This is a genomic window from Nonomuraea sp. NPDC004354, from assembly GCF_053602555.1.
In genome coordinates, this window is the sequence record NZ_JBSGDV010000001.1 from 467,668 (window position 1) to 483,044 (window position 15,377).

The window sequence follows — 15,377 nt, forward strand, 5'->3', positions numbered from 1 at the left end:
ATCCATGAGGATGCTTTATAACCCGGGCCGGGAAATGTTAACCTCCGTCTACCAAGCAAGCGCTCGATCGAGCGGAGGTGGCGGGTGGATCGCACGGCCGTCCTGGTGATGGAGATGCAGAGGGGCGTCGTCGGAGACATCGCGCGATTTCCCGACCTGGTGGCCGCGTGCGAGAAACGCGACGTCTTCCGTAACGCCGCCCACGTCCTGCGGGGCGCGCGGAACTCCGGCATCCCGGTGATCCACTGCACGGCCGCCTTCCGTGCCGACCGGGCGGGCTCCCACGCCCGCACCACGCCCTTCCTCGCCCACCTGCTCAAGGACCCGGCCCACATGCTCGACGGCACCCCGGCCGTCGAGGTGCTGCCGGAGTTATGGGACCCCGGTGACCTGGAGAGCCGCCGCTTCCACGGGTTCTCGCCGTTCACCGGCACCAGCCTGGACATGACCCTGCGCTCGCTGGGCGTGGCGCGGGTCGTGGCCCTCGGGGTGTCCCTGAACCTCGGCATCCAGGGCCTCGCCATCGAGGCGGCCGCCCTTGGCTACCGGGTCACGGTGGTGACCGACGCCGTGGCAGGCATCCCCGAGGAGTACGCGCAGGCCGTCCTCGACCACACCATCGGCCTGCTGGCGACCAGGGTCACGGCCGCGCGCGTCTGGGAGGGCGGCCGGTGATGGAGGGCATGCGGCTGGACGGCAGGACGGCCGTGGTGACAGGGGGAGCGGGCGCGATCGGCGCCGCGATCTGCGCGGATCTGGTCGCCCTCGGCGCGCGGGTGGTGGTCGCCGACGTGAACGAGGAGGGCGCGGCCGAGGTGGCGCGGTCGCTGCCCGGGGGATCCGGTACGGCCGGCCGCGTCGACCTCGCCGACCCGGATTCCATCACGGCGTTCTGCGGGTCCGCCGGGCCGGTGGACATCCTGGTCAACAACGCGGGAGTCTCCATCGTCGAGCCGTTCACCGCGGGCGATCCGGCTCACTGGGACCTGATGTGGCTGGTCAACCTGCGCGCGCCCATGCTGATGACGAAGCTGCTGCTGCCCGGCATGGTCGAGCGCGGCTGGGGGCGGCTGGTGTTCGTCTCCTCCGACGGGGCCAGGGCGGGCTCGGGCGGCGAGGGAGCCTACGCGGCGACGAAGGCGGGCCTGTTCGGGCTGGCCAAGACGCTGGCGAGGGAGGCGGCGAGGGGGCAGGTGACCTCGAACGTGGTCTGCCCGGGCCCGACGGACACCCCGATGCTGCGCAGGGTCGACGCCGAGAAGCCGGGCCTGGTCGACAGGATCGCGAAGGGGATCCCGCTGCGCAGGCTGGGCGCGCCGGGGGACGTGGCGGGCCTGGTGGCGTACCTGTGCACCGACAGGGCGGCCTACATCACCGGCCAGACGCTGTCGGTCAGCGGCGGGGTGACCATGCAGTGAGCGCCGCGCGTGTCGTCGGCCGCGGCGGTGGCGCCGCGGGTGCCGGTGAGGGTGCCGGTGAGGCTGTCAGTGAGGGTGTCGGTGAGGGTGCCGGTGGGAGCGGTGGTGGGGGCGGCGGTGGCGGCTCAGAGCGCGTCGTAGACGGCGGCGGCCAGCTCCCACGCGGGTGTGGTGGCGGCGAAGGTGGCGGAGAGCATGTTCATGGTGTAGGCGATGGCCACCCCGCGCGCGGGGTCGCCGAGTCCGAGGAAGCCGCCCAGGCCGGTGTGCCCGAACGCGGTGGGGGCGAACGGGGCGAAGCTCTCGGAGGAGGTCATGAAGCCGAGCCCGAACGCGGTGCCGATGCGGAGCACCCGGTCGGGGCCCGCGACCCTGGGCCGGACGGCATCGGCCAGCGTGTCGGGCCGCAGGATCTCGCCCGCGATCAGGGCGCGGTAGAAGCCGGACAGCGCTCTCGCGGTGCTCACCAGCCCCATGGCGGGCCAGCCCGCACGCAGGACGGTGGGGTGGTTGGCGCCGCCCTTGAGCCGGTGCACGCCGGGGTTGCCGAGCGCCCTGTTCATGAGGCTGTACGGGTCGCGCGCCGCCCGCTCGGCGGCACTCAGCGCGGCGGCCGGACCTGCGGGCGGTACGGCCGGGCGGGGGCGCGGGGCGGCCGGGTCGGAGGGCCGGGCGGGTGGCGTGTCGGATGGAGAGGGGGCAGGGTCGCCCGCCGAGAGCCTGGCCACCGCCGGGAGGACCTCGTCGGGCGCGCCGAGCCACATGTCCAGGCCGAGCGGCCCGGCGATCTCCGCGGCGACCAGATCGGCCACCGATTTGCCCGTGACCCTGCGCACCACCTCCCCGATCAGGAACCCGTAGGTCAGCGCGTGGTAGCCGTGGGCGGTGCCCGGCTCCCACAGCGGCGACTGGCGGGCCAGCCGGGCGGCGATGGCGGCGTGGTCGCCGTACTCCTCGACCGGCACCTGCTCCTCGATGACCGGCAGTCCCGCCTGGTGAGTGAGCAGGTGCTCGACGGTGACCCCGGCGGCCGAGAATTCGGGCCAGATCTCCTTCACCGGCGTGGAGAGGGCGAGCTGTCCCCGTTCGACCAGCAGCAGGGTGACCGTCGCCGTGATCGCCTTGGTGCAGGAGTAGGTCAGCACGGGCGTGTCCGCGGCCCACGGGCGCCCGGTACGGCGGTCGGCGACGCCGCCCCACAGGTCGGCCACCAGTTCCCCGTCCACGTGGACGGCGAACGCCGCGCCGAGCTCGGTGTGGCGCGAGAAAACCTCGTCAAGCCGCATGGACACCCTCCGGAAGAAAGGAAGCGCTTGCTTGGTTACCGAGCCTAACAACTGGGGCCGCTTCGGCCCAGACGACCAGCGCGGCACGCTCAACCTGCTCACGCCTGAGGTCGTGCTGCGCGCGCTGGCCAGTGCCACGACCGGCAGGGTGCTCAGCCTGTCGATGCCGATCAGGGGCGCCACGTCGTCGCCCGCCCCGACCACCGTCCCCCACCTGCGCGGCCGACCGCTGCCCCAGCACTTCATGTCGGTCGACGGCGGCGACTACGCGGCCGGCGCCCGGGGGATCGGCGCGGGCCTGCGCGTGGCCGACGACGCGCTGGTCGTCACCCCCCACGGCACCACGACGCACATGGACGCCCTCTGCCACATGTGGGAGGGCGAGGAGCTCTACAACGGCCATCCCGCGGCGCGGGTCCGTTCCTACGGCGCGACCCGCTGCGGCATCGAGCACGCAGGGGGCGTCGTGGCGCGCGGGATCCTCTTCGACGTCCCCGGCCACCTCGGCATGCCGCACCTGCCCGCCCACTTCAGGATCGAGCCGGCGCTGCTTGAGGAGATCCACGCGGACGTCCGGCCGGGCGACGTGGCCGTGATCCGTACGGGCTGGCCGCTGACCTGGCCGGACACCTACTGGACCGGGCAGCCGGGGCTGTCGCCGGAGGCGGGCCGCTGGCTGGCCGCGCGCGACGTCGCGGCGGTCGCCGGCGACAACGCCGCCATCGGGGGACTGAACGCCCGCCAGCTCGCCGACGAGGGCCCGGCCGACGACCTGCACCTGATCCTGCTCCACCGCCATGGCATCCACCTGGTCGAGATGCTGTGGCTGGAGGAGCTGGCCGCGGCCGGGCCCGCCGAGTTCGTCTTCGTGGCCGCGCCGCTGAAGATCGAGGGGGGAACCAGCAGCCCGGTCAACCCGCTGGCGATCCTGTGAGGCCGAGGACGCGCAGCGCCTGCGTCGCGGTGTCGCGCAGCCGGGCCGGATCGGTCGCCCCCTTGCCGACCAGCCGCAGCCCCTGCAGCACGGTCAGCAGGAACCGGGCGAGCGCCCGGGGGTCCTGGCTGCCGTCCAGCTCGCCCCGCTCGCGGGCCCTGGTCAGCGCGGCGGCGAGGGTGGCCTCGACGAAGTCCCAGTTGGCCGCCACCCGCCGCGCCAGCTCCTCGTCGTGCGGGGCCAGCTCGACCGCGGTGTTGACGACCAGGCAGCCGCGGTGGTCGGCGTCGTGCGCGGCCTCGTCGGCGAACCTCAGGACCAGATCCCGTACGGCGGGCAGTACCGGCCCCGGCCCCGACAGCAGACCCTCGAAGTCGACGCCCTGCTCGAGATAGCGGTCGTAGGCGCGCAGGTAGAGCTCCCGCTTGCCGCCGAAGGTCGCGTAGATGCTCGCCCTGCCGATGCCGAGGTGCTCGACCAGGTCGGACATGGAGGTGGCCTCGTAGCCCCGCCGCCAGAACAGCTCCATGGCCTTCTGCAGCGCCTCGTCGGGATCGAACTCCTTCGTCCTGGCCATGCGCCCGACGCTAGATCTTTCTGGAACGGTCTGTCAAATATCAGCTGTACTCCTGGAAGCGCGGCCAGGCCTCGCTCCAGGGCATCCTGAGCCCCCTGCACACGAGCACGGGCAGGCCGCGGAACTCGTTGTCCACGCCGGCCGCGTTGTCGACCCTGCCGTGCTCGACGCAGGACCGGAACACCGTCTCCAGCCCCCGGCGCGGGTACTTCACCGCCACCGCCACGTCGGCGCCCTCGGGCGGCGGGCCGTACAGGTGGAGCTGGTTGTGGCCGCTGTAGACCGGCGGCAGGCCGCCCGCCAGGTGCAGCGCGCCCGCCTCGCCGTAGCTGCCCGCCAGCAGCACCGCCCTGGCCCGCTCCTCGGGTGTCAGCGTCCGTACGGCCGCGCCGACCGCCGCGGTGAACTCCGGCCAGCCGATCGACTCCCTGGCGACCTCGTTGACCCGAGGGACCGGCGTCATCCCCACCAGCGAGACGGGGATCAAGGGGAGCGCGACGAGCGCGCAGAACGCGCCGTTGATCGCCAGCGCGGGCGCGAGGCCCTCGGTCACCCCCGCGCAGAACAGCAGGATGACCAGCCCGGCCGTGTAGTCGAACCGGCCGCCGCTGAGCAGCGTCAGCGCCGCCGCCACGGGGTAGGCGACGGCCAGGCAGCGCAGCCGCTCGTCGCGCCACAGCCGCAGCCAGCCGCGCGCCGCGACGAAGGCCACGACGGGGCCGAACAGCACGATCTGCATCGGGACGAACAGCGCGCGCATCTCGGCACCCTTGGTCTCGCTGAGCGCGGCCGCCATCGCCAGCTGCGGCCAGCCGTTCGTGGCCTGGAAGATCAGGTTCGGCGCGGCGATCAGCGCCGCCACCGCGACGCCCGCCCACAGCCACGGGTCGCGCAGGATCCTGCGCGGGCCCACCGCGAGGACGCCCGCGGCCAGCCCGATGACCAGGAGCGCGATCAGGTGCTTGTTGTAGGTCGCCGCGCCGATGACCGCGCCGGCCGCGAGCCACCAGCGGCCGTCTCCGGTGCGGAGCACGCGCAGCACGAACAGGATCGCCGCCGACCACAGCGGCAGGTCCGCGCTGAGCGTCAGCAGTGAGTGGCCCGCGACCAGCGCGAACGCGCCCGTGCCGATCCCCGCGGCGGCCAGCACCTGGGCCTTGCGGTCGCCGCCCAGTTCCCTGGTGATCAGCCCGACCAGGAGGACCAGCGCCGCGGCCGACAGCGCGGCCGGGACCCTGAGCCCCGTCGGCGTGTCGCCGAACAGCGCGATCGAGACCTTGGCGAGCATCGGGGTGAGCGGCGGCTGGTCGACGTAGCCCCATGCGGGGTGCTCGGCCAGCAGGCGGAAGTACAGCTCGTCACGGTGGTAGCCGTACAGCGGGCTGAGCACGAGCAGGAGCGCCGACAGCAGGGCGGCGACGAAGGCGAGCGGGCGCCAGGCTAAGGAGGGCACATCCGATCAACGTAGTCCGCTGCGCTGGCCCTCGGCCACCCGCCGGAAGACACGCCTGAACGCGGCGTACTCCTGCTCGCCGACGGCCTCGGCGTGCCGCCGCTCGATGTCGGCCACGATCCGGTCGGACCTGGCCATCTGGTCGAGGCCGAGCTCGGTCGGCACGACGAGCTTGGCCCTGCGGTCGCGTGGGTCGGGTTCCCGCCGCACGTATCCCAGCTCGACCAGCTCGTCCACCAGCGTCCCGATCACCTGCTTGTGCTGGCCGGACAGTTGGGCCAGGTCGGTGGCCCTGCTACCGGCCTCGTCGAGGTAGGCCATGACGGCGCCGTGCCGCGGGCGCAGCCGGGGGTGGCCCTGCTCGGCCAGGGTGCCGAACAGCTCTTTCTGGAGGGAGAACAGCACCTGACCTGCCATGACACCGAGATCGGGGTCGGCCTGCTTGCGTTCGGCGCGGCTCAACGAGGCTCCTTTGGTCACTGATGCTTACTATATCGCGCTTCGCGTGACGATTCTCATCACCGGCGCGACCGGTGCCGTCTCCTCTCCGCCCCGCTCGCCTCTCCCTACCAGGCAGGATGGCAGGGTCCTCGAGCGCGATCCGTCGAAGGCCCCCTCCGGGGTCGAGGCGGCGGTCGGCGACCTCGCCGCCGCTGGCGCCGCCGGTTATGACGCGCTGATGCGCGACTCGGCTCGGGCTACCGGAACGTCTCCGAGCAGGCCGCGTTCCACGCGGTGATCGCGGCGGGCATGCGGGAGTCGGCCACGGACCACGAGGACCGCCTGCGCGCGGCGTGCGTCGGCACCCTGGGTGTTCGGCCGCGGGCCACGAGGGCCTGCGTGCGGCGTGAGTCGGTACCCCGGGTGTTCGGCCAAGGATCACGAGACCGCCTGCGCGCGGCGTGCGTCGGTACCCCGGGTGTTCGGCCGCGGGCCACGAGGGCCCGCCCGCCGCGTGATTCAGCTCCCCGGGTAGTTGCCCCCTCCGTGGGCGGCGTCCAGGGCGTCGTAGTCGGGCGTGAAGCCCTTCTTCGGGATGGATTCCACGAAGTCGACGTGCCGGGGCCGCTTGTAGCCCGCCAGCTGCCCCCTGACGTGCTCGATCAGCTCGTCCGCCGACGCCTCGCCCTTCAACGCCACCACGGCCTTCACCGCCTGGTGCCATCGGGCGTCGGGCACCCCGATGACCGCGGCGTCGGCCACCGCGGGATGCGATCTGAGCGCCCGCTCCACCTCCGCCGGATAGACGTTCTCGTTGCCCGACTTGATCATCCGGAGCTTGGGGCCGATGAACGTGATCGTGCCGTCGGGCTCGCGCCTGCCCAGGTCGCCGGTGTGGTGCCAGCCGTACAGGGATTTCTGGGCGTTGAGCTCGGGCCGGGCGAAGTATCCGGAGAAGAGGGTCTTGCCGCGGGCGCAGATCTCGCCCACCTCGCCGGCGGGCACCTCGCTCCCGTCGGCGGCCAGGATGCGCACCTGGACCAGCGGCGAGGGCCGGCCGGCGAACCCGGCCGCGCCGGGTGCGAGGCCCAGGAAGGTGAGCATGCCACCGACCTCGGTCTGCCCGTAGCCGCCCATCTTCGACCTGCACCACGGCGAGTCGTCGGGCGTGGTCATCTCGTCCCACTCCGCCGAGTGCGAGACGAACCGCAGCGACGACAGGTCGTACTTGCGCTCCGCGTTCGCCGCCACCACCGCGTCGATCATCTGGCCGAACAGGAACGCCTGCGTCACCTTCTCGGCGTCGACCAGGCGGCAGACCTCCTCGGCCTCGAAGGAGGGCGTGAAGACGTTGGTGCCGCCGATCTGCAGCGTCGCCAGGCAGAACATCATCGTGCCGACGTGGAAGAGCGGCCCGCTGTTGAGGAAGGTGAAGCCCGGTTCCATCTGCCTGACCACCAGCAGGGAAGTGCCGTGCGCGAGCAGCGCGGCGCTGCTGAGCAGGGCCGCGCTGGGACGGCCGGCGAAGGCGGCGGTGTAGAGGGCCAGGGCGGGGACCGTGTCGTCGACCGGCGGGAGCCCGTCGAGGGCGGCGCCCTCCTCGACGAGCGCGGCGTAGTCCTCGACCCACGCCTCGGTGGCCAGCGGCGCGGCGGCCTCCGATCGTTCCCACACCACCACGGCGGGCGCGAGGTCCTCGACGACGAACCGCAGCTCGTCGGTGGACTGGCGCCAGTTGGCGGGGCAGAAGACCGCTCCGAGGCGGGAACAGGCCAGCAGCAGTTCCAGGACGGCGTGCGAGTTCTGGCCGAGCCACAGCACCCGCTCGCCCGCCGTCACACCCCTGCCCGCCAGCGCGCCGGCCAGGCGGGAGACCCGCGCGTCGAGCTCGGGATAGGTGAGCCGGACCTCGCCGTCGACCACCGCCGTCACCTGCGGGCGGCTGCGGGCGTGCTCGGCCAGGACGTCGGAGAGTGTCAGCGAGTGGATCATCACGCCTCCTGGAACGCGGGTATCACCTCGGTCGCGAAGAACCGCATGACCTTCTTCATCTCCTCCAGCGGCATCGGGCGCGTGCTGCCGAAGTCGCACAGCAGGGTGGAGAACCCGGCCGCCTTCAGCACGCCGATCTGCTCGATCACCCGCGCGGGATCGCCGATGACCTCCAGCTGCTCCCAGCGGAAGTCGTTGGAGACCGAGCCGCCCTTGAGGTAGCGGTCCTGGTAGTACTCGAAGCCCTGGGCGGCCTTGCCGGTCTTCGGGTCGATGGGCGCGCTGCGCTCGTTGAAGATCCGCGAGCGGTCGAAGGCCGCCTCGAACCTCGCCTGGTCCTCGCGCGCCTGCTCGACGGTCGGCGCCACGTAGACGCTGCGGGCGACGACCAGGTCGGCCGTCGCCGTTCCGGCCGACTCGCGCCAGGTCTCGGCCGCCTTCACGACCTTGCGGAACGGCGCGGCGGGGTCGGCCAGGATCGGCAGGCCGCGCTCGCCGTACATGGTGACGGTCTCGGGGGAGACGGCGGCGACGTGGATCGGCGGGTGCGGCGTCTGCAGCGGCCTGGGCGTCAGCGAGACCTCGCCCGTCCGGTAGAACTTGCCCTCGTGCTGGAAGGACTCCTGGGTCCACAGGCCCAGGATCACCTCCAGCGCCTCGTTGAAGCGATCGCGCGCCTCGGCCAGGTCGATGCCGAAGCCCTCGAACTCGAAGCTCTGGTAGCCGCGGCCGATGCCCAGGTCGAGCCTGCCGCCCGACAGCACGTCGACGAGGGCCGCCTCCTCGGCGACGTGGACCGGGTTGTGCAGCGGCAGCACGACGATGCCGGTGCCCAGGCGGATCCGCTCGGTGCGGGCGGCGGCGTGGGCGAGCAGCGTGAACAGGTTCGGGACCACGCCGTAGTCGCGGAAGTGGTGCTCGGCCAGCCGTACTCCGTGGAAGCCCAGCTCCTCGGCCAGCTCGATGAGCTCAAGGTGGTAGTCGTAGACGTCCTTGAAGCTCTGCCCGTCGAACCGGTGGAAGAGATGGAAGGTGGAGAACCTCATGCGTCCGCCCTTCGGCTGATAAACCAAGCGCTCGCTTGGGAGCGTACCAGCTTCCCGCCCCGCCCGATAGGAAGGCGCGCGACGAGCCCCGGTCACATCCACCGGGTTCCAGGGGTCTACCGTTACGACACCCCGCATGGAAGGAACGTGACACGGTGGACGAGCGCGAACGGCTGAGCGAGCGGTTCGAGGAGCACCGGCCTCGGCTGCGAGCGGTGGCCTACCGGATGCTCGGCTCGGTGAGCGAGGCCGACGACGCCGTCCAGGACACCTGGCTGCGGTTCAGCCGCGCCGACACCGGCGATGTGGAGAACCTCGGCGCGTGGCTGACGACGGTGGCGGCGCGCGTGTGCCTGAACGTGCTGCGCTCGCGTGAGCAGCGCCGTGAGGACCCCCTCGACGTGTCCATGCCCGACCCGATCATCGGCTCCGCGTCCGTGATCGACCCGGAACGGCAGGCGATGCTGGCCGACTCGGTCGGGCTGGCGCTGCTGGTGGTCCTGGAGACGCTGTCACCGGCCGAGCGGCTGGCGTTCGTGCTGCACGACATGTTCGCCGTGCCGTTCGAGGAGATCGCCCCGATGATCGAACGGTCGCCGGCGGCGGCACGGCAGCTCGCGAGCCGCGCCCGCCGCCGCGTCCAGGGGCAGGCCCCGGCTCCCGACCCCGACCTCGGCCGCCAGCGTGACGTCGTCGACGCCTTCTTCGCCGCCGCCCGCGACGGCGACTTCGAGGCGCTCGTCGCCGTGCTCCACCCCGACGTCGTGCTGCGCTCCGACGGCGGCCTCGCGCGGGCCCGCCACACCGTCGTGTTCACCGGCGCGCGGACCGTCGCCGAGCAGGCGGTCACGTTCGGGAAGCTGTCGCCGTTCGCCCGCCCGGCGCTGGTCAACGGGACGGCCGGCGTCGTGGTCGCCGCCAACGGCCGGCCGCTGTCCGTCATGGGCTTCACCGTCACGGGCGGGCGGATCGTGGCCATCGACGTGCTGTCCGACCCCGAGCGGCTCCAGCGGCTCGACCTGACGGCCCTGGACGGCTGACGTCTCCGCCGGCGGGCGCCTCGGCGCTCGCCGGCGGGTGGTCAGCCCTTGCGGCCCACCCCGCCGAGCAGGTAGTCGCCCACGCCCTGCAGCGGCGCCAGCTCGGCCACCTCCGGCCGCCATTCGGCCACGTTGACCAGTCCGGGCTCGACCAGCTCCAGGCCGTCGAAGAACGGCGTGACCTCGGCGCGGTCGCGCAGCCTGATGCCCGCGGTGGCCAGGTCGTAGACCGAGGCGATGTCCTCCGACTCCACCGGACGGTTGGGGCAGGCATGCGAGAGCACCAGGTAGCTGCCGGGCGCCATCCGCTCCTTCAACCTGCCGATGATGCGCTCGGGGTCGTCGGTGTCCTGCACGAAATGGAGCACGGCCACGACCAGGATCGCGACCGGCTCGTCGAAGTCGAGCAGCCGGCGCGCCTCGGGGCTGTCGAGGACGGCCTCGGGCAGGCGCAGGTCGCCCTGCACGACGTCGACCCCCTCGGCGCCCGACAGGATGGCCCTGGCATGGGTCAGCACGATGGGGTCGTTGTCCACGTAGACCACGCGAGCGTCCGGCCCTGCCACCTCGTGCACGTTGCCCTGGGTCGGCAGGCCGGTGCCGATGTCCAGGAACTGCCTGATGCCCCGCCCGGCCAGGAACCGGACGGCGCGCTGCATGAACGCGCGGTTCTCCCTGGCGGCCTGCCGCGTCTCCGGGACGACGGCGAGCACCTTCTCGGCGGCCTCCCGGTCGGCCCGGAAGTTGTCCTTGCCGCCGAGGTAGTAGTCGTACATGCGGGCCACGCTGGGAATGTGAGGGTTGATGCCAGGGGGAGCCTCATCCATGAAATGTGATCATAGGGGAGTGAATGTCACTCTGCCGGGCCTGCGAGCCACCGATCACGAGTTCACCGTCCCGCTCGACCACGCGGACCCGGACGGCCCCACCATCACGGTCTTCGCCCGCGAGATCGCCGATCCGGCCCGCTCGGGCCTGCCGTGGGCGCTGTTCCTGCAGGGCGGGCCCGGCGGCCGGTCGCCCAGGCCCACCGGGCCCGCGCACTTCGCGCACATCCTGAAGACCCACCGGGTGCTCCTCCTCGACCAGCGCGGCACCGGCCGCAGCACCCCCGCCGACGCCTCCTCACCCGAGAAGCCCGACGACCTGGCCGCCTATCTCAGGCACTTCCGCGCCGACGCCATCGTCGCCGACTGCGAGCACATCCGCGCCCAGCTCGGCATCGAGCAGTGGGAGACGTGGGGGCAGAGCTACGGCGGCTTCGTGACCCTCACCTACCTGTCGCAGGCGCCCGCCGCGCTCAGGGCCTGCCACATCACCGGGGGCCTGCCGGGGCTGGAGGCGACCGCCGACGAGGTCTACACCCGCACCTACGCGCGGGTGCGCGACAAGGTCACCCGCTACTACCGGAGCTTCCCCGAGGACGCCGAGAAGGTGCGGCGGATCGTCGCCCACCTCGACGAGTCCGAGGTGCTGCTGCCGGACGGCGACCGCCTCACCTCCAGGCGCTTCAGGACGCTCGGCCTGCGCCTCGGCACCGGCGACGGCGCCGCCTCGCTGCACTGGCTGCTCGACGACGCCTGGGCCGGCGGCCGGCTGTCCGACGCCTTCCTGTACGAGGTCATGACCGCGACGGGCTTCGTGGGCAACCCGCTGTACGCGGTCCTGCACGAGCCGATCTACGCCCAGGGCGCCGCCACCTCGTGGGCCGCGGCCAGGGTGATGCCGGAGGACTTCGCCGCCCCCGAGATGTTCACCGGCGAGATGATCTACCCCTGGATGTTCGACGAGATCCGCTCGCTGCGGCCGTTCAAGGAGGCGGCCGAGCGGCTCGCGTCCTACACCGACTGGCCCGCCCTCTACGACCCGGAGCGGCTGGCCGGCAACCAGGTGCCCGTCGCCGCCGTCGTCTACCACGACGACATGTACGTCGACGCCGGCCTGTCGCTGGAGACGGCAAGCCGGGTCGGCAACACGCGCGCGTGGGTGACCAACGAGTTCGAGCACGACGGCTTCAGGGTCGCCGCCGACCGCGTGGTGCCGCGGCTGACGGACATGATCGCCGGTCGGTGCCAGGGCTAGGCGGGGGTCTCGCGGAGCGGTAGCCGTACCTCGAACCAGGTGTCGCCGGGCACCGATCGCACCTTCAGCTCGCCGTTGTGGCGGCCCGCCACGATCCGGTAGGAGATGTCCAGCCCGAGCCCAGTGCCCTTGCCCACCGTCTTGGTGGTGAAGAACGGCTCGAAGATGCGCTCCTTGATCTCGTCGGGCACGCCGGGACCGGTGTCGCCGATCTCGATGATGGCCTCGTCCTCGTCGTGGGCGGTGCGGATCGTGAGCGTGCCCTCCTCGCCCATGGCGTCGAGCGCGTTGTGGATCAGGTTCGTCCACACCTGGTTGAGCTCGCCGCCGTAGGCGGGGATGTCCGGCAGGGTCCGGTCGTAGTCGGTGACCACGGACACGCCGGGCGGGATCTTCCCCCTGAAGATCGCCAGCGTGCTGTCGAGCAGGTCGTGCACGTTCAGCACGCTGTACGGCGCGCGGTCCATCTGGGAGTACTGCTTGGCGGAGTCGAGCAGCGATGTGATCCGCTCGGTGGCCTCGGTCACCTCGCTCAGCATCTGCGAGATCTCCGTGGCCTGCGACAGCCAGCGCAGCGCCACGCCGGCGTGCTCGTCGCCCACCTTGGTGCGGATCTTGTCCAGCGTGTCGAGCGTGAACCCGGCGTTCACCAGCGAGGGAGCCAGCTCCCACGCGTCGTCGACGCCCATCTCCTCCAGCGCCTCACCCACGGTGTCCTCGGCGTCGGAGATCTCCAGCGGGGACCGAGGGGGCAGCGTGCCGACCGCCTGCGCGCAGGCGTCGGACAGCTCGACCAGGTGCAGCAGCTTCTGCGGCGGTATCCCGTGGGCCGCCAGCTCGGCCAGCTGGACGCGGGAGGCCCTGATGCTGGTCCGCAGCTCGCTCACGGCGCGCACGGCGGCCGCCGCGGGGTTGTTCAGCTCGTGCGTGAGGCCCGCGGTGATCGTGCCGAGCGCGGTGAGCCGCTGGCGCCTGTCGATGATCTCGCGCGCCGCCCGCCCGCCGTACGTCATGCCCTCCAGCAGGTGGAAGGCCATGGGGAACCACTCGGTGACGATGTGGCCGAACTTCTTGGCCGGCAGCACGAACAGGCGAGACGGCGCGGTGGCGCGCAGCGAGTGCTGGTAGACGTCGGGCGCGCGGTTGCCCAGGTAGGCCTGGACGGCACCGGCGTAGACGCCGGGCTGGGAGGTGCGCGGCTGGGCGACCGGCCCCGCGCTGGTGTCGGTCAGCATCTGCACCTCGCCCTCGATGAGGACGAAGAAGTGCTCGGACGGCTCGCCCTGCCGCAGGACGAAGGAGTCCCTGTCGTAGGAGCGGACCTCGCCCTTGGTGGCCAGCAGGGTCAGCTGCTCGTCGGTCAGCCGCTCGAAGAGGAAGAGCTTGCGCAGTTCGTCTATGTCGATCATTGCTTCTCCATGTAGCGGTGCACCAGAGCGACGGCCATCGCGCCCTCGCCCACGGCGGAGGCGACCCGCTTGATCGAGTCCGCGCGCACGTCACCCGCGGCGAACACGCCGGGGACGTTGGTCTCCAGGAAGTACGGCTGGCGCCGCAGCGGCCAGTTGCGCGGCCGCTCGCCGGACGCCACCAGATCAGGCCCGGTGATGACGAACCCCTTGGCGTCGCGCTCGATGCCGTCGCCCAGCCAGGTCGTGTACGGCTCGGCACCGATGAAGACGAACAGCCACTGCGCGTCGGCCGACCACTCCTCGCCCCTGGTGGTCAGCGTCAGCCGTTCGAGGTGGTCGTCTCCGGAGCCGGCGGTCACCTCGGTCTCGTAGTGGACCTCGATGGTGGGGATCGCGGCGATCTGCTCGATGAGGTAGTGGGACATGGACTTCTCCAAACCGTCACCCCTCACCAACAAGTGGACCTTGCTGGCGAATCCCGCCAGGTAGACGGCCGCCTGCCCGGCCGAGTTGGCCGCGCCGACGATGAAGACCTCGCTGTCGCGGCAGGAGGGCGCCTCGGTGAGCGCGGCGCCGTAGTAGACGCCCCTGCCGACGAAGTCGTCGAGCCCCGGCGCCTCCAGCCTGCGGTAGGTGACGCCGGTGGCGAGGATGACCGCGTGCGCCGCGATCTGGCCGCCGTCCCTGAAGCCGACGACCCTGGCCTGGCCCTTGGCCTCCAGGCTCATGACCTTGCGCGCGGTCAGCAGCTCCGCGCCGAACTTCAGCGCCTGCCTGCGGGCCCGGTCGGCCAGCTGGGCGCCGGAGACGCCGTCGGGGAAGCCCAGGTAGTTCTCGATGCGCGAGCTCTGCCCCGCCTGGCCGCCCGAGGCGTGCGCCTCGACCAGCACCGTGCGCAACCCCTCCGACGCGCCGTAGACGGCGGCGCCGAGGCCCGCGGGCCCGCCGCCGATCACGATGAGGTCGTAGAAGTCGGTGGACGGCGTCGTGGACAGGCCCACGGCCGAGGCCAGCGTCGACTGGTCGGGCGCCTGCAGCTGCTCGCCCTCCGCGGTGATCACCAGCGGCAGGTGGCAGTCGCCGCCGACGGCCGCCACCAGCTGCTGCCCCTCGGGGTCTTCGGCGAGCATCCACTGGTAGGGGACGTGGTTGCGGGACAGGAAGTCACGCACCCGGTAGGAGTGGGCCGACCAGCGGTCGCCCACGACCTGCAGCTCGGCCTTGACCTGCCGGTCGGTGCGCTGCCACGCGTCGAGCTGGCCGTCGATCACCGGGTAGAACTTCTCCTCCGGCGGATCCCACGGCTTGAGCAGGTAGTGGTCGAGGTCGACCACGTTGATCGCCTGGATGGCGGCGTCGGTGTCGGCGTAGGCGGTCAGCAGCACCCGGCGCGCGAACGGGAACATGTCCATCGCCGCCTCGAGGAACTGCACGCCGTTCATCTGCGGCATCCGGTAGTCGGCGAGGATCGCGGCCACTTCGTCGCCGCGCAGGCGCATCTCGCGGACCGCCTCGATGCCCTGCTCGGCCGTCTCTGCGCGCACGATGCGGTACTGCTGGCCGTACTTCTTCCGAAGGTCGCGGGCGACCGCCCTCGACACGCCCGGGTCGTCGTCGACCGTCACGATGACCGGCTTGTCCATGCCCCCGTCCTTCCCTTTCGCTTCTACACGAAGGATGTCATGGGTTGGCGGGT

The 15,377-nt window shown here is 72.0% G+C and carries 14 protein-coding genes; 5 read left to right on the forward strand and 9 right to left on the reverse strand.

The genetic code is table 11. The annotated features are described in order from the left end of the window. Positions 1–84: 84 nt before the first annotated feature. Both ACWENQ_RS02170 and ACWENQ_RS02175 read left to right on the forward strand, forming a co-directional pair. Positions 85–675 (forward strand): cysteine hydrolase, encoded by a 591-nt coding sequence (locus tag ACWENQ_RS02170; protein WP_452412651.1) that lies wholly within the window; start codon positions 85–87, stop codon positions 673–675. Beyond that, entirely contained in the window at positions 675–1,418 is a 744-nt protein-coding gene (locus ACWENQ_RS02175; RefSeq protein ID WP_452412980.1) for an SDR family NAD(P)-dependent oxidoreductase, read from the forward strand. The genes ACWENQ_RS02170 and ACWENQ_RS02175 overlap by 1 nt, the downstream gene beginning before the upstream one ends. 125 nt (positions 1,419–1,543) lie before the next feature. Here ACWENQ_RS02175 and ACWENQ_RS02180 read toward each other — a convergent pair whose 3' ends face one another. Next, a complete protein-coding gene (locus tag ACWENQ_RS02180) occupies positions 1,544–2,704 on the reverse strand; it encodes a serine hydrolase domain-containing protein (RefSeq protein ID WP_452412652.1) in 1,161 nt (386 codons plus the stop codon). Between the two features lie 31 nt (positions 2,705–2,735). On the opposite strand from ACWENQ_RS02180, the gene ACWENQ_RS02185 reads away from it, so the two are divergent. Further along, positions 2,736–3,638, forward strand: coding sequence for a cyclase family protein (locus ACWENQ_RS02185; RefSeq protein WP_452412653.1), 903 nt, complete (start codon positions 2,736–2,738; stop codon positions 3,636–3,638). Here the strand turns inward: ACWENQ_RS02185 and ACWENQ_RS02190 are convergent. The 5 genes from ACWENQ_RS02190 to ACWENQ_RS02210 all read right to left on the reverse strand — a co-directional run bounded on the left by ACWENQ_RS02190 (position 3,616) and on the right by ACWENQ_RS02210 (position 9,147). Then, the gene (locus tag ACWENQ_RS02190) at positions 3,616–4,215 is read right to left on the reverse strand and encodes a TetR/AcrR family transcriptional regulator (protein WP_452412654.1); all 600 of its coding nucleotides are present in this window, start codon (positions 4,213–4,215) and stop codon (positions 3,616–3,618) included. The two genes, ACWENQ_RS02185 and ACWENQ_RS02190, sit on opposite strands and share 23 nt — an antisense overlap. Positions 4,216–4,255: 40 nt before the next feature. After that, positions 4,256–5,668, reverse strand: a complete 1,413-nt coding sequence (locus tag ACWENQ_RS02195; RefSeq protein WP_452412655.1) for a glycosyltransferase family 39 protein — start codon at positions 5,666–5,668, stop codon at positions 4,256–4,258. Positions 5,669–5,674: 6 nt separating this feature from the next. Beyond that, positions 5,675–6,130: a MarR family winged helix-turn-helix transcriptional regulator gene (locus tag ACWENQ_RS02200; RefSeq protein ID WP_449917133.1), complete on the reverse strand. Its 456-nt coding sequence runs from the start codon at positions 6,128–6,130 to the stop codon at positions 5,675–5,677. A gap of 498 nt (positions 6,131–6,628) precedes the next feature. Then, positions 6,629–8,101, reverse strand: a complete 1,473-nt coding sequence (locus tag ACWENQ_RS02205) for an AMP-binding protein (RefSeq protein ID WP_449917129.1) — start codon at positions 8,099–8,101, stop codon at positions 6,629–6,631. Beyond that, positions 8,101–9,147 carry an LLM class flavin-dependent oxidoreductase gene (locus ACWENQ_RS02210; RefSeq protein WP_449917126.1) on the reverse strand — a complete coding sequence of 349 codons (1,047 nt, stop codon included), beginning with the start codon at positions 9,145–9,147 and terminating at the stop codon, positions 8,101–8,103. Before ACWENQ_RS02210 ends, ACWENQ_RS02205 begins: the two co-directional genes overlap by 1 nt. A gap of 155 nt (positions 9,148–9,302) precedes the next feature. Here ACWENQ_RS02210 and sigJ point away from each other — a divergent pair, with 155 nt between their 5' ends. Continuing rightward, positions 9,303–10,187 (forward strand): RNA polymerase sigma factor SigJ, encoded by an 885-nt coding sequence (gene sigJ / locus ACWENQ_RS02215; protein ID WP_449917124.1) that lies wholly within the window; start codon positions 9,303–9,305, stop codon positions 10,185–10,187. Between the two features lie 41 nt (positions 10,188–10,228). Here the strand turns inward: sigJ and ACWENQ_RS02220 are convergent, their stop codons facing one another. Beyond that, positions 10,229–11,014, reverse strand: coding sequence for an SAM-dependent methyltransferase (locus ACWENQ_RS02220; RefSeq protein WP_449917123.1), 786 nt, complete (start codon positions 11,012–11,014; stop codon positions 10,229–10,231). A gap of 19 nt (positions 11,015–11,033) precedes the next feature. On the opposite strand from ACWENQ_RS02220, the gene ACWENQ_RS02225 reads away from it, so the two are divergent. Then, a complete protein-coding gene (locus ACWENQ_RS02225) occupies positions 11,034–12,269 on the forward strand; it encodes an alpha/beta fold hydrolase (RefSeq protein ID WP_452412656.1) in 1,236 nt (411 codons plus the stop codon). Here the strand turns inward: ACWENQ_RS02225 and ACWENQ_RS02230 are convergent. Beyond that, on the reverse strand, positions 12,266–13,678 hold the full coding sequence (locus ACWENQ_RS02230) for an ATP-binding protein (protein WP_452412657.1): 1,413 nt from the start codon (positions 13,676–13,678) through the stop codon (positions 12,266–12,268). The two genes, ACWENQ_RS02225 and ACWENQ_RS02230, sit on opposite strands and share 4 nt — an antisense overlap. Further along, entirely contained in the window at positions 13,675–15,324 is a 1,650-nt protein-coding gene (locus tag ACWENQ_RS02235; protein WP_449917116.1) for an FAD-dependent oxidoreductase, read from the reverse strand. The genes ACWENQ_RS02230 and ACWENQ_RS02235 overlap by 4 nt, the downstream gene beginning before the upstream one ends. Positions 15,325–15,377 lie beyond the last annotated feature (53 nt).